We start from the raw sequence: 18,127 nt of genomic DNA, 5'->3' as shown, positions 1-18,127 counted from the left end.
ATTCAGGAAGCACTTGGCCAAGCGGGGCTACCGGCAGAGCATGTCGCGCAAGGGAGACTGTTATGATAACGCCTTCGCAGAGTCCTTTTTCAGCAGGCTCAAGGGCGAACTGTTGCAGGACGGAATTTTTGATACCTTTGAAGATGCCTACACGGAAATTTTCAATTACATAGCGTGCTACTACAACCCGAAAAGGAGGCATTCGGCACTGGGGTATCTTTGCCCCGACAAGTTCGAGGAACACTACTTTTCTAACTTAACGCTGTGTCCGTGAAAATGGGACCATGTCAAAGTAAAAGACTCTTTTTACAACTCTGAAACTAAGTCATATTCGTATGAAAATCCTAAACCGACATTATTATCAAAATTGACAAAGTGGATTACGAAATGACAAGAAAGCCAGCCACTAACAGCCGTGTTGCAAAAGCGGGGTAGTGCTTCTATGACAGTGAAGTGCTACATTTAAGCTTTGTGCATCTAATGAAGTTTAGTGCCAAAAAATCCCCACCTACGCCAAGCGATTACCAGCAAACCACTTACACCAAATCGTTTTTGAAGATTTTCAAAGAAAGTTCTGGTTTCAGCACCTTAGCCAATTGCCGCCAGAATTTTATCCTGAAGTATTTTGTGATAGTGGACATTTTCTTGGCGATCGGTCACCACTTCTATTAGCCCCGACTGACCCGAAGCCGTCATGTTTTGATAAACAGATTCAAACGCTTCTGTGGTTTGCGGCGAGGCATAAGGCAGGTCAAAAAAACGGGCCGCATAAGAAAACGATCTGCCATGTGGCGTACCAAAGTAGGGTTCAAAAACGTCTGCCTCGGCGGAAATGGGCAGGAAGGAAAAGATTCCGCCACCGTCGTTATTAATCACCACGATCGTTATTGGAACGGAGCTATTACGCACCATAAGCAGGCTGTTCAGATCGTGCAGCAACGATACATCGCCAATCAGGAGCGTGAGTGGTTGTTGCCGCCCGATGGCAAATCCTATCGCCGAGGCCACCAAACCATCAATGCCGCTTGCCCCACGGTTGGTTCCGATAGCCACCGAAGCGGGGGCGGGGGCGGCATACATATCGGCATCGCGGATGGGCATAGAGTTCCCCAAAAACCATGTATGGCCTTCGGGCAATAACCGCGAAAGGATACGTGCTACCAATGGCTCCGAAAGATTTTCTGGTTTATCGTCTAAAGTTTGTTCGAGGAGCGTTCCCACTTTTTGGTTGGCCGCTTGCCAAAGGTTTAGCCACTCTGGGGAAGAAGTGGGTATTTGTCCACAAGATGTGGATAACTGGTGGATAAAGGCATTGAGATCTGCCTCCACAGCTTGCGTTACCAAATGCGCCGGATCACTTCGGTGGGGATGGTCTTTTACCACAACATAGGTTTGAGGGCGAATGGTTTCGATCCATTTTTGGAGCCGTTTGGAGGTAAACCGACTTCCGATCTGCAAAATCACTTCGGGTTTGTGTGCTTCCGAGAACGACCGAGCAAGCAAGAGTTGGTCGTAATAATGGATCAAATGTGGGTGTTCGGCCAAGCGGAATTGAGATCCAATGTCTGGCAATATGGGCCAGTTGAGCACCGAAAGACGGTCTAACCACGTTGAAACCGCTATATCGTGTGGGCCAAGTTGTCCCAAAATCACGAGACCCTTCTTGGCGGGATCACAAAACGGCATAGAATCGAGCGGCCTCTTCGCCGAGATTGGTAATGCCGGCATGGGTGTCCTATCCGCAAGGGGGGCCAGATAACTTGCATGATCGAAAGAAGCCGTTTGGGGTACCAGTGGCTCGCGAAACATACAATTTAGGTGAACGGGGCCTTTTTCTTGGATACTTTGGGAAATGGCGTGCCGAACTGTGGAAAGCACCATTTGTGCCGGAATGGCCGCATCGGGGCAGGGCATATCGAATGCCCAACGGGTAAAGGTGCCAAAGATGCCTATCTGGCGGATGGTTTGGTTGGCATCGGTCTCGCGAAGTTCTGGCGGACGGTCTGCCGTAAGTAGAAGCATGGGAATGCGGTCATTAGAGGCTTCTACAACGGCAGGCAGACCATTGGCCACGGCGGTTCCGGAGGTTGTTACCCAAACGGCGGGCTTTCCGGTGGCACGGGCAAAGCCCAGCGCAGCAAAAGCGGTACCACGTTCGTCTGGATGCACGGTTTTTTGGGCATTTGGGTGGCGGGCAATCGCAACCGCAAACGGCGTAGAACGCGATCCGGGGGCCACAAAAAAATGATCAATGCCACTCCCAACGAGTTCATTCACCATCAGTTCTGCCCAAAGTTGGTTGAGTCTTGCAGTGCTTAGGGTGTATTCCATAAGCTGTTTCGCTAAATTCCGGCGATTTCAATCCCTATGGGACAATGGTCGCTGCCTAAAACATCTGGCCAGATAAATGCATCCGAGATATTGGGCAATATCCGTTCTTCCACAAAAAAATAATCTATCCGCCAACCAATATTTTTGCCTCTTGCCCCGGCCAGATTAGACCACCACGAATAAGCACCTTCTTGGTTCGGGTGTAGGTGTCGGAAGGTGTCACGGAATCCCGCCTCGTAGAAGTGATCCACCCAAATGCGTTCTTCCGGCAAGAATCCGGAGGTTTTTTGGTTTCCTTTGGGGCGTGCCAGGTCTATGGGTTGATGGGCAATGTTGACATCTCCACAGAAGATGACCGGACGCGGATCGCTGGCACGGAGTTGGTCCACATGGTCTAAAAAGGCTTGGTTATACGCCAATTTATACGGAACACGGCTCAGGTCGCGGCGACCACTTGGGAAGTAGGCATTGACCAAAATAAAATTCTGGAACCACGCCGTAATGGTGCGTCCTTCGGTATCAAAATCTGGATTGCCCAAGCCCATTTGTAGGCTTTCCGGTTCTTCCTTGGTAAAGAGGGCGGTTCCGGAATAGCCGGCTTTCTGGGCGGGGTGCCAAAAGGTGTGCCAGCCTTCGGGACGGAGGACCGTGGCTGGAACTTGCGCCTCGGTTGCTTTGATTTCTTGCAGGCAGAGGACATCGGGCGAGGTCTGGAAAAGCCACTCGGCAAAGCCCTTTTGGACAACCGAGCGTATGCCGTTCACATTCCAAGAGAAGAGTTTTTTTGTATCAGACATAAATAGCGGCGAACGTGTAAGTGGAAAACGTGTAAGTGGGAAAGGTGGGGACCACCTAAAACATAATGCCCACCAAAACGGAAAACGCCTGATTGCGTTTCGGGTTACTATCATTTTTCACCAAGTCCAAAACCCCAAGGCTATAACGGGCATCCAGCATCCACATATGGCTCCCGCGCCGGAAGCGAGCACCCACCCCAGCCACGGTTCCGATGTCTATGGAGCGCACGGATTCATCGGCATTGTCTTCGAGCCATCCCGCCTGCCCCTTCACGCCGGCTTTGGTGCGAGCATCCATCAAAAACGAAATCTGTGGACCAAAATGAATCTGGGGCGCCACCTTGGCATCGGGCAATAGATCCACAACCGCCATCACAGGTACATCAAGATACACCATATCAAACCGGAAGAGGTTTACATCGGGAAATAGCGTAGGGTCGTACAGTTGTGCGCCCTTGGGTGAATAAAGGGCTTCCGCCTGAAACCCTAGTCGGTCATTGGATTGATGGTAGAGGATCAACCCCACCATTTGGCGTGTGGTAGCCGAGAATTCGGTATCTGGATCGTTCCAAAAACGGGTTTGGGTAAGTCCTATTCTGGCGCCAATGCCATATTCTTGTGCTGTTGCCGTCTGAAACAACCCCAAACCGATCAGGAGGTTAATGCGGAATAGGCTGGGCAACAACCGCAGACGCATCCGGCGTTTCTTCTGGTTCGTCTTCAAATTGATCGGCATTTTGTAAGGGGAATTCGTCATTTAAAATAATATCATGATGGTCGTAGGAAAGCCGGAGATAGGCCGAGGCCTTTTTCCGGCTGGGGTATGCGGCGCCCAAAAACAGGAGCAATATCCCAAAAAGATACTGAAACAGACGCCGGCCTGTCAGCGAAAAGCCGATCAATGAAAAAGCCATCGGGACACATAAAAGGGTCCAACGGAGAATGCTGGCCGTTTCATATATGTCCAATTTGTCCAATAGCTTGGGGTATCGGGTGGCCGAAGACACAACGTGGGCAAAAACCCAAAGGGATGATACAATCCCTATAACGGCAAGTGTAGGAACAAAAAAACTGAGCACACTAAAAATGGGCCGAATCACTTCCTGAACGATAAACAATTTGTAGCGTACCAAAACAAGGCTGAGTACAAAAAAACCCACCAAGACGCCCATCGTGGCGCCAAACATGCCCATCAACCGTTCATTATACCGGACAGGGGTTTTATAGAGGTGCTGTGCGTTCATAATAAGGCTAATTTATGAGACAAGGAGGAACGATTGGGGCTAAAATACGGTATCTTGTTGTATAAACTGCTTACGATTTTTTTAAAACCGCCATTATGTTCGCCCGACGCGACCCTGCCGACGAAAAAAAAACCTCCCTCGAAGAACGGACGCTCAATAAAACCGATCGCCTGTTTGCCCTGCTTATTCTGATTCAGGGCAAGCCCAACATGACAACCCGTCACTTGGCAGAACATTTTGGGGTAAGCCGAAGGACTATTTTTAGAGACCTACAAAGCCTTGAAAGATCAGGCGTTCCACTTACATATGCCGAGGATTCTGGTGGGTATGAAATTTTAGAGGGCTATCAACTTCCTCCTTTGATGCTGACAGGACGCGAAGCGGCGGTTTTGTTACTTGGTACCAATTTCGTCAAACTTCAGACCGATGCTTCTCTGAAAAAAGATGCCGACGAAGTATCCGTTAAGATCAAGTCCATTTTGCCCCAAGGTATTCGGGAGTATATAGACCGCATATTGAACCGGACGGTCTTGGACCCTTATTGGCTGAATACCGTTACCCATGCTCGGGAAGACGATGAAGATACCGGAAAGTGGGTAAAAATCTCGGAAGCCATTGCGCATCGAAACCCCATTTTTGTGCGCTACCACGTGGCCAGCCGAGACGAAACGACGCGCCGCCGCATTGATCCGCTGGGCATTATTTATTACTCGGATCACTGGACCTTGGTGGGTTATTGCCATCTTCGTAAAGACATTCGCTCCTTCCGATTGGATCAGATGGAAGAAGTTTATCCCATGAGTGAGCGCTTCTCTTCCCATGCCGATTTTGACCTTCAGGCCTATCTGGAGGAAAAGGGCTTAGGGCGACGAAGACGAATTGTCTTACGATTTCACAAAAAAATATATTCCCATGCCCGACGTCGGATTCCCGCCCGGATAGAAGAAGAACGAACCAACGAGACCGATAAAACGGTGACTTTTTACTTTGAAAACTTAGATTATATTGCCAATTGGTTGCTCCAGTTTGGAACAAGTGTCCGGATAGACGAACCTACGGAGCTCCGTGAGAAATTGGGCCAGCTTCTAGGACAAATGCAGGATGTCCTGCAAGAATCGGTGCCCTTGACCTAAACATACCCTGCTTTGCATGTTTTATGACCCGATAAAAGACCGAATGGGGGCGTTTTTTAGCCAACGTCCCTTGCTCCAGCGCCTGTTTTATGCCGGATTGGATACGGTATTCCTCCGGACTTGGCACGTAAAAAAACACATTCGACAAACCTTTGTCCAATGGCCTGCCTATAAACCACTCCGCATCTTGGATGCTGGAACGGGTTTTGGACAATATGCGTGGTTTTTGGTGCGAACGTTTCCACAGGCACAAATTCTAGCGGTGGATGTGAAACACGATTATTTGGCCAATGCCAAGCGCTTTATGAACCAAACAGCCCATGCCGAAAGAGTCCGGTGGACATGGGCAGACCTAACAGACTTTCACCCCGAAGAGCGGTTTGATTTTATCCTCTCGGTGGATGTCATGGAGCATATAGAGGACGATGAGGCTGTTTTTCGGAACTTTGCCGCCGCGCTCGATGAAGGCGGTTGTGTCTTGATCAATACACCCTCCGACCTTGGCGGCTCTGATGCCGAGATTGAGGGCGAGAGTTTTATCAGCGAACATGTTCGCGACGGATATAACCTTCAGGAACTCCACGAAAAACTAGAACGTGCTGGATTAACGCCGTTCCGATCGGTTTATACCTATGGTCGCTTTGGCTCGCTGGCATGGCGTTTATTGCTCAAATACCCCATGAAGATATTGGGCAAAAGCCGTTTTTTTATTGTGTTTTTGCCTGTTTATTACCTTGCTGTACTGCCAATTGGCTTGATCCTCAATGCGTTGGATGTCTCGACAAAGAACCCGCAAGGAACAGGTGTTTTGGTGCTGGCACGAAAGACCGCTACAATGGTGTACGAAAAAGAATTTTAGAATCGTTCCAGACACAACTTGGCGCGTTCTTCACGGCCTTGGGTATCTTTTTGGTAGGTTTTTTGAATATACATAGCACGACAAGGCCCGATATGATGCCCAAATCATTGATGTGACAACTGCGGACCCTGCCAACTGCTGTTTTGGTTCATCCCATTTTGTACTTCTATGGCTACGCAACATACTGCCACACCTCTCCTACGACTTTGGATACTGTGGTTAATTTTATTAACCGGATTATGGGCTTCCTTGGCTTGGTTTTCCCCAATTGCTTCCGAACCCACCCGTAGTGCCCGAAACGAAGCGCGGTATATTTTAGGAAAATATTTGTTTTTCGAGCGCCAACTCTCGGTCAGTGGGACAAAATCTTGTGGTACGTGTCACGATCCTAACTTGGCTTTTGTAGATCGTTATCGCCGAGGCTTGGGCCTACATGCCGAGGTCTTATCCCGAAATACGCCCACCCTTATCAATGTGCGCTACTATAAAAATTTTAATTGGGCCAATCCGGATTTAGTCCGTCTGGAAAAGCAATTTGAGCGCCCCCTTTTCAACCAACATCCGCCAGAAATGGCCATAGAACGATCGGATACCGTTTTACAAGCGCGGCTGAATAAGTCCGAAGCCTATCGGGACTTGTTTGCCCGCGCCTTTCCTAAGGATTCAGATCCAATGCGCTGGGACAATGCGTTGCTTGCAATGGGTGTTTACGTCCGCACACTCAATTCGTTTAACAGCCCTTATGACCGTTTTAAACGTGGCGAGAAACGGGCAATGACTACCGCCGCACGACGTGGTGAACGGCTCTTTAACTCCCAAAGGCTTCAATGCGCAACTTGCCACCCAACACCGTATTTCACCGATAACCGCCACGACGCCGAGACCGAGGGCTACCACAATATCGGGCTGTATAATGTGGGTGGAAAAGGAGACTACCCCGATTATGACCAAGGGCTTTATACGTTTACCAAAAAGCCAGAAGACCGCGGACGCTTTAAGACCCCATCCTTGCGAAATGTGGAACTCACCCCGCCTTATATGCACGACGGCAGCATCGAAACGTTGGAAGAAGTACTAACCTTCTTTGAAAAGGCCGGACGGAATGTCACTGCCGGCCCTTATGCGGGCGATGGACGAAACAATCCGCACAAAAGCGATAAGATGAAGCCCTTCGCCCTAACCAAACGCGAGCGCGAAGACCTATTGGCCTTCCTGCGTGCCCTTACAGACTCGACCGTTTTGCGCAATCCCGACTTTTTGCGCCCTCCAGACATCTGGGAACACCCACCCACCGTCGGAAAATATTGATCTCTATCAATTGTTCAATCTATCATTTGTTCAATCTCAACATACATGAAACCGATTCGACTGCTTATCGCCACCGTTTTGGGATGCTTCTTGGTATCCCAGGCAGGCTTAGCCCAATCAGATACTACGCAAACCACCTTGCTGCGCAAAGCCCAAGCAAAAATTGCCACCGCCCTCCAAAGTTCCGTTCCGGTCATTAAACTCGAAAACCTAACGGCGCAGCAACAATTCGCCCAAGATGTGGCCCTCCAGCATCCGTTTTTTAAGCAAAACTTGTTCGAAAAAGACACCAACAAACCGCTTCGTAACGAAATCTTCGGGATTTATCAGGCACGACCCACCGATTTTCGCTCGGAACAAATTACAACTGCTTGTGCCTCTGGCACCTGCTTTAGGGTAGAAATGTATAACTATCCACTCAATATTACGACGGTTGGTTTGGTACATACGGCCAGTAATGCCATGTTGGACGGTTATATAATGAATCAGGCGCAGCCCAATATTCCGACGTTTCTAAAAGACGTGGCCTTAGAAATTGCGGTCAATGCGCCAGAAGTAGCGGCGGCGCTGGGATTTAAACCAAGCACCGACCAAGCGTTGATGTCCGACACCAAAACGGCCCTCAACCAAACCCGTTGTGAACGCTCGAAACACCTCTGTGTGGCTCCTACGTTCATAAAAGGGGATCGTGCCCTCTGGGCTATTGTAAACCTGACCGAGATGAAATTGGTGGGTGTGCGATGGACGAATGTGGGAACACCTGGCCCCACGCCACAAATGACCGAGCGCAAATTCCAAAACGAAGAAATCACCGAAAAATACTGCACCCTGCCACTTTCCATCGAACGCAATGGCTGGAAAATGAACTATATCATCACCAGTTCCGACGGACTTCAGGTTTCGAATGCCGTATTCAAGGGTAAGCCTGTTATAGACAGTGCCAAATTGGTGGACTGGCATGTGAGTTATTCTGAGCCAGAGGGCTTTGGATACAGCGACGCCATAGGTTGCCCCTATTTCAGCACAGCCGCCGTCATAGCCATAGATCCGCCATTGGTAAGTGACCTAATAGAAAACAACCAATCTGTCGGATTTACCATTGTACAGGATTTCTTTAGTGAATTGTGGCCGCAAGCCTGCAACTACAAATATCAACAACGCTTCGAGTTCTATAACGATGGCCGCTTCCGTGTCTCTGCGGCCAATCATGGCCGTGGATGTGGCAACAATGGAACTTACCGCCCGGTAACACGCATTGCATTCCCTGCCAAACCGTTTACCTTCTCCGAGTGGCGGAATGGCAAGTGGATGACTTGGAAAACCGAAAAATGGCAACTCCAAAAACCTTCCACCACCTATACAAAGGAAGGGTATCAGTATAAAATTCAGGATGCCACCGGAAACGGATTCTACATGGCGGCAAACAGCGGGCAACTCTACGAGCACAAAAGAAGTGATAACGCTTATGTCTTTGTAACCAAACGCAATCCGGCAAAAGACGAAGGTGACTCGGACCTGATCACCATCGGGCCTTGTTGCAATAGCGACCATCAACAGGGGCCAGAGAAGTTTATGTCACCGCCAGAGGCCATCAGTAAAGCTCCGTTGGTGATGTGGTATGTGCCTCAAATTCGGAACGATGACACACCGGGGCGTGAATTTTGTTGGGCAGACAGCTACATCAACGAACAAGGCGTGTATGCCACACGCACCTATCCGTGCCTTTCCGGACCGCTCTTTGTACCACTCGGCCTGAAGCCATGACCATAAAAAACGACTTACGTCCCAAACCATACAAAAAAGTAATCCATCTGCAATAAATATATACCCTTACACCATGAAGCATCTGCTGAATAGCCTACTCGGAATTGTGGGGATGATTGCCACCATAACACCCTTGCTTGCACAAGGAACACAACCAACCGCTTCTCTGGCAAAAGGGCAACCGGATTGTCGGCGCTCGCCTGCTTTCACCCGAAGTACCAGCATAGATCCACTACGTTCGGCCTTCAGTACCTCCAATATGCAGTACGTAGGATTGATTTATACCGAAGTGAACCTGCCAAACGCACCGACGCCTCCCAATCCAAAACAGAAACCTAACATCTATCAGCATCCTTCTTGGAAGACCGCCGGATATTTTGGCCCGATGGTTATAGACCCACGCGGGAATATTTTTCTTGCACCTTTGCCATTTGTCAACCTCTACCGCAATAAGCCATCCAAGCAAAATATGCTATATCGGGTGGATCCCAACTCGGCAGAATTAAAGCCGTACTTCACCCTTCCGACTATTTATAAACCCAATGAACAAAATCCATATGGCGTACTCGGCATGGGTTATGATTGCGAAATCGGTATCATCTATGCCAGTTCGGTACAAGGCTCGGATCGCACAAACGAGCGCGGAAGGATATATGCCATACAGACAGGAGAAAAACCCACTATTCTAGATGTAATACCGGATGTGGACGCCTTTGGCGTCGGGGTATTCACCTTTGAAGGCAAAAAACGGATGATCTATGGTGAAGCCCGAACGCCAGAAATTTATATGGTGGAGTTGGCATCGGATGGGAAGTTTGTCGGGAAGCCGGAGTTTGTACTCTCCTTGGAGGGCATTGGCACACGAGGAGATGACCGCGCACGGAAAATTCGCATCGCCGAAAACGGGGATATTACAATTAGCGGCGTGGAGTTTTACTTTAACCTCATTGCCCCCTCCGAACGCCAAGAAACGCCTTATACCTTTCGATACGACCCAGTCCAAAAAACGTGGGTACTGACCAAAATTGGACACTAAATAACCATACTTAATAGCTATCATATTTTAGGTCATAACATAGCACTTTTAGGTTATTTTGTGTATCTTTTTTTTTTCAGAAAAGCCTACAAACCATTTCTTCCGTCTGGTAATAAGGCTTATTTTCGGCTTTCAGGAACCATTCTTGATAACCACTGTCACCACTTTGTAGAACGTTCATAATTAGACGATGAAATAGCCACCCCATTACGACAACCTTTTCTCCGCCTGTTGTTGGGATGACAAACGTTAATCTATAAATTCTTCGGATTCACCACCTTTGCCCACTTTAATTAAAGTCACCCATGTACAGCAACCCCCAAGTTGACCTCTACTTTGAAGAAGGGTGCGGCCGATGCCCTCTGGCGGCTACGCCCGAATGCAAAGTCCATAAGTGGCCGCACGAGTTGGCCCTATTACGTACCATCGTGCGCCATTGTGGTTTAGCCGAAACGCGTAAGTGGGGCGTCCCTTGTTATACCCATGAAGGGAAAAACATTGTCCTCATCAGTGCCCTCAAAGAGTGCTGCGTGTTGAGTTTTTTTAAAGGGGCGCTCTTGCGCGACGAAGCCGGGCTTTTACAAAAGCCTGGCGATCAATCACAGGCAGCCCGCATTATCCGGTTCACGCATACACAACAAATTTTGGCACAAGAGAACATACTAAAAGCCTATCTTTATGAGGCCATCGGGGTAGAAAAAGCAAATCTAAGTGTACCATTAAAATCCATTGAGGCATATGACCTCCCGGAAGAATTAATCAACCGATTTCAGGCATTTCCGGACTTGGAGGTAGCTTTCCGTGCCCTAACGCCAGGGCGACAACGGGGCTATCTCATTCATTTTTCGGCTCCCAAACAAACCAAAACCCGCGAAGCAAGAATTGATAAATACATTCATAAAATTCTCGAAGGTAAGGGGATAATGGACTAAACACGATTTTAAAGAGATTAGCTTATAGGGCTTGGGACATCGTAAATACAGGATGCCCAAAACCATCCTCCGCACCTCATAAGACCTATTAAACTAAAAACACGCATACAAGAATACCAGGGCGTTTATTCCTCCCAAAGTCCATACCGAATTATAAAACGGAAGCGGTTCTGTGTTGTAGTTTGGCATTGGGTTATCGCATCTTAAACCGACCTATATGTATGATTTTGTTTATTGACAACTACGATAGTTTTACCTATAACTTGGTGCATCTAGTAGGCGCCATTACTCCAGACGTAGAAGTAATCCGAAACGATGAATGGACATTGGCAGAGATTCGGGCCTTTCGACCTGCGGGAATACTGCTCTCGCCCGGACCAGGACGCCCGGAAGAGGCGGGGGTTATGCCAGAATTGATCCACTCTTTGGGTGCAGAAATTCCGATGTTGGGTATTTGTTTGGGCCACCAGGCAATTGGGCAGGCGTATGGCGGAACGGTGACATACGCGAAAACTCTCATGCACGGCAAAACAAGTCCGGTTTTTCACCAAAATGCGGGCGTTTTCCAGGACGTTCCAAATCCACTTACAGCCACCCGTTATCACTCGTTGGCGGTAGATAGAGGATCATTACCGAACGCTTTGGAAGTAACCGCATGGGTGGAAGACGGCACCATTATGGGCCTGCGTCACAAAATGCACCCGGTAGAAGGCGTTCAGTTTCATCCTGAAAGCATCCTCACGCTGCAATCGGGCGGCGGTAAAATTATTAAAAATTGGGTAGAACGCATACTGAGAACCGTATGAGATTGATTTGGGTTACCATTTTCGGATTCACCAGCTTTTTTGGATGCGGTGGCGATCCGTCAGGACGTTATGGAGCCTATGAGGGATATTATGGCGGCGGGTATCCGTCTTATTTTATCCCCAAGGACTTTCCTGATGAGCGTTGGATGACTGAAGCACCAACATCTGACACCTTTAAACAACGGTATCGCCAATTGGTGGAGACCAGTATCCTGCCAGAGGTACAGGCCATGCGAGAAGAGAACCCCCAACGGGCAGCTGAAGACCTAATGATGCTCGGATTTTCCGGCGGGTTTTTAGAAATAACGTATCGGGGTATGCCGGGCCACAAACAAGAGGGCGGGTTTGGTCCGCAAAACACGTTCGATCGGGTATTTACAGGAAAGCCTTTTAAAATGACTCGCCTTGTTTTCCCTAAAAAGCACGAAAAATGGCCATAGCCCGACAATTACCTCTCTTACTGCTTGCCCTTTGGGAGGTGTCTTGCTCGTTTCATCCGCGCCCCGGTCAAACGATTACGGTACGCGGTTGGTATAACAGCAAAATGTTCAGCTACTTCATCCCTGCACCATTTCCAGAAGAACGTTGGTCTTTAGCCGGAGATGGGGGGTTTACAATGGCACGCATTCGCGTGTTTACTGCCTCCAAAGACTCGTTGAAGCACCTATATGGAACCAACCGCGAAGACATCCTAGAGGCTTCTGGGATGTGGATGGAGGTAATTGTTCGTGGTAAAATATCCTCAAAAGGACAATTTTGTAAACATGTTGATTGCCCATTCCAATTGGATTTAGAGGACGTAAGAATGGTCCGGCCAGCCCATCGGAATCCGGAAAAATAACCTTAAGACCTACTTTTATATGAGACCATTTCTCACGGCCATTTCCGAGGGCCAAGCCCTAAGCCGACACGAGGCCGAGGATGCCATGCACTTGTTGATGCGGGGCGAAACCACCGAAATCGAAACAGCCGCCTTTTTATTGGGGCTCCGAAGCCGGGGCGAAACCATCGAGGAATTGACAGGCTTTACCCATGTGATGCGTGAATATGCGATACCCGTACAGGTAAACGATCCGAATACGATAGACGTTTGCGGTACGGGCGGCGACCGAAGTGGCACGTTTAATGTCTCGACCACGGTTGCATTTGTTTGCGCAGGGGCTGGTGTGACCGTAGCCAAACACGGCAATCGGTCGGTTTCCTCCCAGTCTGGTTCGGCAGATGTATTGGAGGCATTAGGCGTGAAGTCCGAGTTGGGCAAAGAAGCCGTGGAGGTTTGTTTAGACGAAGTGGGAATTGCGTTCATCTTTGCCCCGTTGTTCCATCCCGCTCTAAGGCACGTCATGCCTGTGCGGAGGGCACTGGGCGTTCGGACATTTTTCAATATTTTAGGTCCGCTTTGTAATCCAGCACGGGTAAAGCGGCAATTGGTGGGGGCATTCAGCAAAGAAGTAGCCCATACCATGACCGAAATTTTGGCGAGATTGGGAAGTGAAAACGTTATAGCCGTTCATGCACACGATGGCTTAGACGAATTTTCGACTTCTACGGCAACAGATGTTTTTGGGTACACGACCAAGCAAAACCTATGGCACAAAACCGTTATCCCAGAGCAGTTTGGCCTTCGACGGGTAGATCCTGTACAACTCAAAGGCGGCAATGCAACCGAAAATGCCCGGATTCTGAAAGCGATCTTATCTGGCGAAAAAGGACCACATCGCGAAATTGTACTATTGAATGCGGCATATGCTCTCTTCGTCTCTGGACAAGTGGGCGATCTGGAACAGGCCTTTGTCGCGGCCAAAACCAGCATAGACAGTGGGGCTGCACAAGCGAAGTTGAGCGCCCTCATCCGTGCCTCCCACCTCGTTAACCCTGACTGATTTCATGAGCATCCTAAACCGTATTATTGAAGATACCCGTCTGTTGGTGGGCGAACGGAAGCAGCGGATTCCAGTGGATGATTTAGAACGAAGTTCGCACTTTAGGGCGCCTACCCTTTCTTTGGCATATGCCTTACGAAAGCCTGACCTCACCGTGATTGCGGAAATTAAAAAAGCCTCGCCTTCCAAAGGATTGATCCGCGCCGAGTTTCCGGTTCAAGAATTGGCATTGTCCTACAAACATGGGGGCGCACACGCCCTATCGGTACTGACGGAGCCTAAATATTTTCTTGGTTCGCCGGAATACCTGAAGCATGTCCGCCGGACGGTAGATTTACCCCTCCTCCGTAAAGACTTTATGGTAGATCCGTATCAGGTCTATGAAGCACGAGCTTGGGGGGCGGATGCCATTTTATTGATTGCTGCCGTGTTAGACAAAGCTTTGCTTTTCGACTTACACCAATTGGCGGACGAATTGGGCCTTTCTTGCCTAGTAGAAGTACATGATCCTTCCGAATTGGATAAATTGGATTTAGATCAAGTGAAGGTGGTGGGCGTAAACAACCGAAATCTACACGATTTTTCAGTGGACTTAGACCAAAGCCTGCGGGTTTTTGCCCAAGTACCCGCACCAATTGTTCGTGTTGCGGAAAGCGGCCTCCGTACCCCACAAGACTTGGCTTATTTGCGCCAAAATGGAATAGATGCGGTACTAATTGGCGAAACCTTTATGAGGGCAACCCAACCGGGAGATGCCCTCCGAAAGCTCTTGCAAGACACCCAAACCCTGCTCGAATCCACAATCCTTGCCTAAAAACCATGAAACTCAAAATCTGCGGTCTTACCAATTTGCCCGACGCCCGCTATTGTGCTGCCGCTGGCGCAGATTTCCTCGGCTTTATTCGCTACCCCAAAAGTCCACGGTTCATCTCGGAGAACGATGCCAAAGAAATCGTGGATTGGATAGGCGGCTCCGAAACGGTGGGGGTTTATGTCAATACCGATCCCGAAACCATCAATCGGGAAGTAGCAAAAACAGGTTTTACCTATGTCCAACTTAGCGGCGACGAAACGCCAGAAGACTGCGGCCAAATCCAGCGACCCGTTATCAAGGGCTTTCGCGTATCAGATGACGATACAGCACAAAGCCTTGGAAGAAAAATGGAGTCCTATAGAGGGCAAGTGGCTTTTTTCTTGTTGGATACACACCGTGCAGGGGAGTTTGGTGGTACTGGTGCGGTATTTAATTGGGAAATTGCCCGCGAACTGGCAAAAAACTTCCCACTTTTCTTGGCGGGTGGGCTTTCCTACGAAAACGCACAAAACGCCGCAGAAACCGTCCGGCCCTTTGGCTTAGACCTTTCTTCCCGCCTCGAAGAAAAGCCCGGAATCAAGGATTTCGATAAGGTAGATGCATTTTTCAACCTGTGGGCTAGCATCCAAGATCAAGAACGCTGATCAGATTCTGAGAAAAGGCTCGTCATTACAGTCATAGCAATGTACGTATGAAAAGCAATTAGTAATCGAAGGATTGAGTCCTAAATGAATGATGCTACCTAAGCCACATTGGATCCCACCAAAAAGGCGGTTCAACCCAAATTAAAAACACAAGTACACCCACCATCATGGCCACAGGTCGCCAACGGGTGTCTTCTTTTTTGCGATAGAACCGGAACAAGAAGGCACTGGCCACCACCAGGAGCAAGGCTTCGGCGGGTGTCCGTACAAGCCGTAATACCAGATAATTGGCCACAATTTGCCCACAAAGCAACCAAATAAACGAACCTGCCATTGGAAAAACCCCAAAAGGCGACTTAATGAGCGCCCCTCCCTGCCATTTTTTCGGAAACAGATCGAAACACATATGGATGGCATATCCAGGAAAAAAGCCCAATCCAAAAAAACGCAATAACCGCGACCAGTCTTCGGCATTTAGTTTAGCATCTTCAAAATACGGATCAGCAATGCTATACCCCGAAACCAATAACCACCAAACGGTTATCGGCACAATCATGCCATGAGTCCAGAAAGAACGATGGTCCAATAAAGGCAACTTGTGGTCCCAGTCGGCCATGTGCAGGCCAATAGAAACACCCGTAGCAAGGGTCAGAAGATTGGGAATCCATTCCTGAGTCATATCATTTACATATGTTAAAGAAGTGTGTAATATAGCTTATTGCAAAAACAGATACAAATTTTTTCGGAGTGTCTGGCAAAAAATTCCGCACTTCAAGCCAATCATTAGGCGCTGTATCAAACGCCCTACGAAACCAATCGGATGTTTTGATACAAGAACGGCATACAATATCGTTCTTTATTAGAGTATCTTATGAAGTTTAACCACCTATCACCGATGCACATGCAGAAAACCCTTGTAGGACTGATTTTGGGGCTGATTTGTACCATGCCCGGCATGGGCCAGGGTTCCCCCAATTGCCCTGCCGAATCCCTTGTTCGCAGAGACGACTCGGCTTTATACCAGATTGTGGCGGGGCCGCACCACATCCGGTTGGTGGATGAAGGGGCATTGGCCATGCAACTACGCTTAGACATGATCGAACGAGCGCAGTGTTTTATTTTGCTGGAATACATTATTTATTATACCGATGAGGCTGGGCGAATGGTGGCACAAGCCTTAATTGCGAAAAAGCGAAAAGACCCCCATGTGCGCATCCGTTTGTTGTTAGATTCCCCGCCGCCAGTATGGGTTATGCTGGATGATTACCACGTCTCTGAGCTGATCAAAAATGGGATAGAAGTCCGGCATTATAATCCAGGCTGGAACCTCCGGAACATCACCCATCGGAATCATCGTAAATTGTTTATGACCGAGCAAGAAGCGATTACGGGCGGGCGCAATATCGGGAACCACTATTTTGATATGAGCGATGCGTTTAATTTTGACGACCGCGAACTATGGATCAGAGGCCCCGGCTTACGTGCGCTGGCCGAAGTTTTCGAGATGTATTGGCAGAGTAATCGGGTCAAAATACCCAGATGGCCACTTCCTCCTAATCCACATACGCTGAGTCGCGAACCATTGATTCCGGACTCAACCGACGAAACCGGGCTTTTCTGGCCCCCTACGGATGCTGGAATGACCGACAAGAGCCGTTTTCTGGCGTTGCAGGCAGTGTATGCCGAGAAGAAAAAGTATGCACATCACTTCATTACACCCAATGAGCGCGATCGGTATTTGCGTAGCCGTGTTCTCGAAATTGCTATCGCACAAAATGCACAAGAACCTGTTTTTGTTGTAGATACACTTTCCTTTATTTCTGACCATCCAGACTTTCATCATCCGAATGCCAATGTCACGGGCTTGGCGGCATATCCTTTTATGCGTACCGCACGCGATAGTGTTTGGCTGGAAAATGGGTACTTCATTCCGCAAAAAGCAGAAAAACGCATGATCCGAGAATGGATGAGGCGCGGGGTGAAAGTCCGGTTATTGACCAATAGCCGGGCTTCTACCAACGAGTTTGCCCCCAACACCTTTACCCAGTGGCGGGCCAAAGAGTTGGGTCGTGATGGAATGGGTGTATGGCTCTATTATGGTAATATCCCGACGAACCAATTGCCGGACTCCACATTTTCGCAACATGCCGTTTGGACCACCCATGCCAAAACCATTTTGGTAGATAACCGCGATACCTGGATTGGGACGATGAATTTCGACCCGCGTTCAATCCGTCGTTTAAATGCCGAAATGGCGATTATTGTCCATAATAATCCCATTTTTGCACAACATGTAAGCAGGCATCTCTACGAACGCTTGGCCCAATCCCGACCGATGAATATGAATGGTGCCGATGCCCGCGAGCGGCTTAGGTCTGCAAAACAATGGTTTAAAGTATTGTTTTTACATTTCGGGGTAGCCGTTGCCGAGAGCCAGTTTTGACCACTTCATGGGTTGGTTTTTGGTGCTGAAAGGTATCCAGAAAGCCTAAGAGATTGCTTGTGCCCCCTTGTTCAGACATGCGTTGGAGGAAGTGTTTCTCGCTCTTGGCTCGCACGCTCATGTCTTGGCAGAA

General features: G+C 48.8%; 19 protein-coding genes. 14 read left to right on the top strand and 5 right to left on the bottom strand.

Going from position 1 to position 18,127, the window contains the following annotated elements:
• Positions 1 to 274: transposase (locus tag JNN12_16620; GenBank protein ID MBL7979964.1), on the top strand; the 274-nt coding region annotated here is incomplete at its 5' end.
• A gap of 314 nt (positions 275 to 588) precedes the next feature.
• Here the strand turns inward: JNN12_16620 and menD are convergent.
• Genes menD through JNN12_16600 form a run of 4 tightly spaced genes read right to left on the bottom strand, consistent with a single transcriptional unit; the run spans position 589 to position 4,372 of the window.
• Complete coding sequence (gene menD / locus JNN12_16615; GenBank protein ID MBL7979963.1) at positions 589 to 2,331, bottom strand: 2-succinyl-5-enolpyruvyl-6-hydroxy-3-cyclohexene-1-carboxylic-acid synthase; 1,743 nt, start codon at positions 2,329 to 2,331, stop codon at positions 589 to 591.
• A gap of 11 nt (positions 2,332 to 2,342) precedes the next feature.
• The gene (gene xth, locus JNN12_16610; GenBank protein MBL7979962.1) at positions 2,343 to 3,128 is read right to left on the bottom strand and encodes an exodeoxyribonuclease III; all 786 of its coding nucleotides are present in this window, start codon (positions 3,126 to 3,128) and stop codon (positions 2,343 to 2,345) included.
• A 55-nt stretch (positions 3,129 to 3,183) separates the two neighbouring features.
• The gene (locus JNN12_16605; protein ID MBL7979961.1) at positions 3,184 to 3,825 is read right to left on the bottom strand and encodes a PorT family protein; all 642 of its coding nucleotides are present in this window, start codon (positions 3,823 to 3,825) and stop codon (positions 3,184 to 3,186) included.
• A complete protein-coding gene (locus JNN12_16600; GenBank protein ID MBL7979960.1) occupies positions 3,788 to 4,372 on the bottom strand; it encodes a hypothetical protein in 585 nt (194 codons plus the stop codon). Before JNN12_16600 ends, JNN12_16605 begins: the two co-directional genes overlap by 38 nt.
• A gap of 95 nt (positions 4,373 to 4,467) precedes the next feature.
• Between JNN12_16600 and JNN12_16595 the strand changes: the two genes are divergently transcribed.
• From JNN12_16595 to JNN12_16540, 12 genes are all read left to right on the top strand, one after another.
• Positions 4,468 to 5,505 (top strand): YafY family transcriptional regulator, encoded by a 1,038-nt coding sequence (locus tag JNN12_16595; GenBank protein ID MBL7979959.1) that lies wholly within the window; start codon positions 4,468 to 4,470, stop codon positions 5,503 to 5,505.
• A 16-nt stretch (positions 5,506 to 5,521) separates the two neighbouring features.
• Positions 5,522 to 6,364: a class I SAM-dependent methyltransferase gene (locus tag JNN12_16590; GenBank protein MBL7979958.1), complete on the top strand. Its 843-nt coding sequence runs from the start codon at positions 5,522 to 5,524 to the stop codon at positions 6,362 to 6,364.
• A 168-nt stretch (positions 6,365 to 6,532) separates the two neighbouring features.
• Positions 6,533 to 7,672, top strand: a complete 1,140-nt coding sequence (locus JNN12_16585) for a di-heme enzyme (GenBank protein ID MBL7979957.1) — start codon at positions 6,533 to 6,535, stop codon at positions 7,670 to 7,672.
• Positions 7,673 to 7,717: 45 nt separating this feature from the next.
• Entirely contained in the window at positions 7,718 to 9,436 is a 1,719-nt protein-coding gene (locus JNN12_16580) for a hypothetical protein (protein ID MBL7979956.1), read from the top strand.
• Between the two features lie 73 nt (positions 9,437 to 9,509).
• Positions 9,510 to 10,472 (top strand): hypothetical protein, encoded by a 963-nt coding sequence (locus tag JNN12_16575; GenBank protein ID MBL7979955.1) that lies wholly within the window; start codon positions 9,510 to 9,512, stop codon positions 10,470 to 10,472.
• Positions 10,473 to 10,777: 305 nt separating this feature from the next.
• A complete protein-coding gene (locus JNN12_16570) occupies positions 10,778 to 11,404 on the top strand; it encodes a YdeI/OmpD-associated family protein (protein ID MBL7979954.1) in 627 nt (208 codons plus the stop codon).
• A gap of 221 nt (positions 11,405 to 11,625) precedes the next feature.
• On the top strand, positions 11,626 to 12,210 hold the full coding sequence (locus JNN12_16565; protein MBL7979953.1) for an aminodeoxychorismate/anthranilate synthase component II: 585 nt from the start codon (positions 11,626 to 11,628) through the stop codon (positions 12,208 to 12,210).
• Positions 12,207 to 12,650, top strand: coding sequence for a hypothetical protein (locus tag JNN12_16560; GenBank protein ID MBL7979952.1), 444 nt, complete (start codon positions 12,207 to 12,209; stop codon positions 12,648 to 12,650). The genes JNN12_16565 and JNN12_16560 overlap by 4 nt, the downstream gene beginning before the upstream one ends.
• Positions 12,641 to 13,051, top strand: a complete 411-nt coding sequence (locus tag JNN12_16555) for a hypothetical protein (protein ID MBL7979951.1) — start codon at positions 12,641 to 12,643, stop codon at positions 13,049 to 13,051. Before JNN12_16560 ends, JNN12_16555 begins: the two co-directional genes overlap by 10 nt.
• A 19-nt stretch (positions 13,052 to 13,070) precedes the next feature.
• Positions 13,071 to 14,093, top strand: coding sequence for an anthranilate phosphoribosyltransferase (gene trpD, locus JNN12_16550; GenBank protein MBL7979950.1), 1,023 nt, complete (start codon positions 13,071 to 13,073; stop codon positions 14,091 to 14,093).
• 4 nt (positions 14,094 to 14,097) lie between these two features.
• The gene (gene trpC / locus JNN12_16545) at positions 14,098 to 14,907 is read left to right on the top strand and encodes an indole-3-glycerol phosphate synthase TrpC (protein ID MBL7979949.1); all 810 of its coding nucleotides are present in this window, start codon (positions 14,098 to 14,100) and stop codon (positions 14,905 to 14,907) included.
• A gap of 5 nt (positions 14,908 to 14,912) precedes the next feature.
• Positions 14,913 to 15,551 carry a phosphoribosylanthranilate isomerase gene (locus tag JNN12_16540; protein MBL7979948.1) on the top strand — a complete coding sequence of 213 codons (639 nt, stop codon included), beginning with the start codon at positions 14,913 to 14,915 and terminating at the stop codon, positions 15,549 to 15,551.
• Between the two features lie 94 nt (positions 15,552 to 15,645).
• On the opposite strand, the gene JNN12_16535 is transcribed toward JNN12_16540, so the two are convergent.
• Positions 15,646 to 16,230, bottom strand: a complete 585-nt coding sequence (locus JNN12_16535; protein MBL7979947.1) for a hypothetical protein — start codon at positions 16,228 to 16,230, stop codon at positions 15,646 to 15,648.
• Positions 16,231 to 16,452: 222 nt separating this feature from the next.
• On the opposite strand from JNN12_16535, the gene JNN12_16530 reads away from it, so the two are divergent.
• The gene (locus tag JNN12_16530) at positions 16,453 to 17,994 is read left to right on the top strand and encodes a phosphatidylserine/phosphatidylglycerophosphate/cardiolipin synthase family protein (GenBank protein ID MBL7979946.1); all 1,542 of its coding nucleotides are present in this window, start codon (positions 16,453 to 16,455) and stop codon (positions 17,992 to 17,994) included.
• Positions 17,995 to 18,127 lie beyond the last annotated feature (133 nt).

Source organism: Bacteroidetes Order II. bacterium (assembly GCA_016788705.1).
In the GTDB taxonomy this organism is placed as follows: Bacteria; Bacteroidota; Rhodothermia; order Rhodothermales; family UBA2364; genus UBA2364.
The sequence above is the reverse complement of the archived record's forward strand: the minus strand, read 5'-3'. Positions and strand labels throughout refer to the sequence as shown.

Excerpts from the sequence above, each read along its gene's own strand:
- trpC (MBL7979949.1), top strand. The coding sequence starts at position 14,098 with ATGAGCATCCTAAACCGTATTATTGAAGATACCCGTCTGTTGGTGGGC.
- JNN12_16570 (MBL7979954.1), top strand. The coding sequence starts at position 10,778 with ATGTACAGCAACCCCCAAGTTGACCTCTACTTTGAAGAAGGGTGCGGC.
- JNN12_16595 (MBL7979959.1), top strand. The coding sequence starts at position 4,468 with ATGTTCGCCCGACGCGACCCTGCCGACGAAAAAAAAACCTCCCTCGAA.
- JNN12_16560 (MBL7979952.1), top strand. The coding sequence starts at position 12,207 with ATGAGATTGATTTGGGTTACCATTTTCGGATTCACCAGCTTTTTTGGA.
- menD (MBL7979963.1), bottom strand. The coding sequence starts at position 2,331 with ATGGAATACACCCTAAGCACTGCAAGACTCAACCAACTTTGGGCAGAA.
- JNN12_16575 (MBL7979955.1), top strand. The coding sequence starts at position 9,510 with ATGAAGCATCTGCTGAATAGCCTACTCGGAATTGTGGGGATGATTGCC.
- trpD (MBL7979950.1), top strand. The coding sequence starts at position 13,071 with ATGAGACCATTTCTCACGGCCATTTCCGAGGGCCAAGCCCTAAGCCGA.
- JNN12_16600 (MBL7979960.1), bottom strand. The coding sequence starts at position 4,372 with ATGAACGCACAGCACCTCTATAAAACCCCTGTCCGGTATAATGAACGG.
- JNN12_16605 (MBL7979961.1), bottom strand. The coding sequence starts at position 3,825 with ATGCGTCTGCGGTTGTTGCCCAGCCTATTCCGCATTAACCTCCTGATC.
- JNN12_16580 (MBL7979956.1), top strand. The coding sequence starts at position 7,718 with ATGAAACCGATTCGACTGCTTATCGCCACCGTTTTGGGATGCTTCTTG.
- JNN12_16540 (MBL7979948.1), top strand. The coding sequence starts at position 14,913 with ATGAAACTCAAAATCTGCGGTCTTACCAATTTGCCCGACGCCCGCTAT.
- JNN12_16585 (MBL7979957.1), top strand. The coding sequence starts at position 6,533 with ATGGCTACGCAACATACTGCCACACCTCTCCTACGACTTTGGATACTG.
- JNN12_16535 (MBL7979947.1), bottom strand. The coding sequence starts at position 16,230 with ATGACTCAGGAATGGATTCCCAATCTTCTGACCCTTGCTACGGGTGTT.
- JNN12_16590 (MBL7979958.1), top strand. The coding sequence starts at position 5,522 with ATGTTTTATGACCCGATAAAAGACCGAATGGGGGCGTTTTTTAGCCAA.
- JNN12_16555 (MBL7979951.1), top strand. The coding sequence starts at position 12,641 with ATGGCCATAGCCCGACAATTACCTCTCTTACTGCTTGCCCTTTGGGAG.
- JNN12_16565 (MBL7979953.1), top strand. The coding sequence starts at position 11,626 with ATGATTTTGTTTATTGACAACTACGATAGTTTTACCTATAACTTGGTG.
- JNN12_16530 (MBL7979946.1), top strand. The coding sequence starts at position 16,453 with ATGCAGAAAACCCTTGTAGGACTGATTTTGGGGCTGATTTGTACCATG.
- xth (MBL7979962.1), bottom strand. The coding sequence starts at position 3,128 with ATGTCTGATACAAAAAAACTCTTCTCTTGGAATGTGAACGGCATACGC.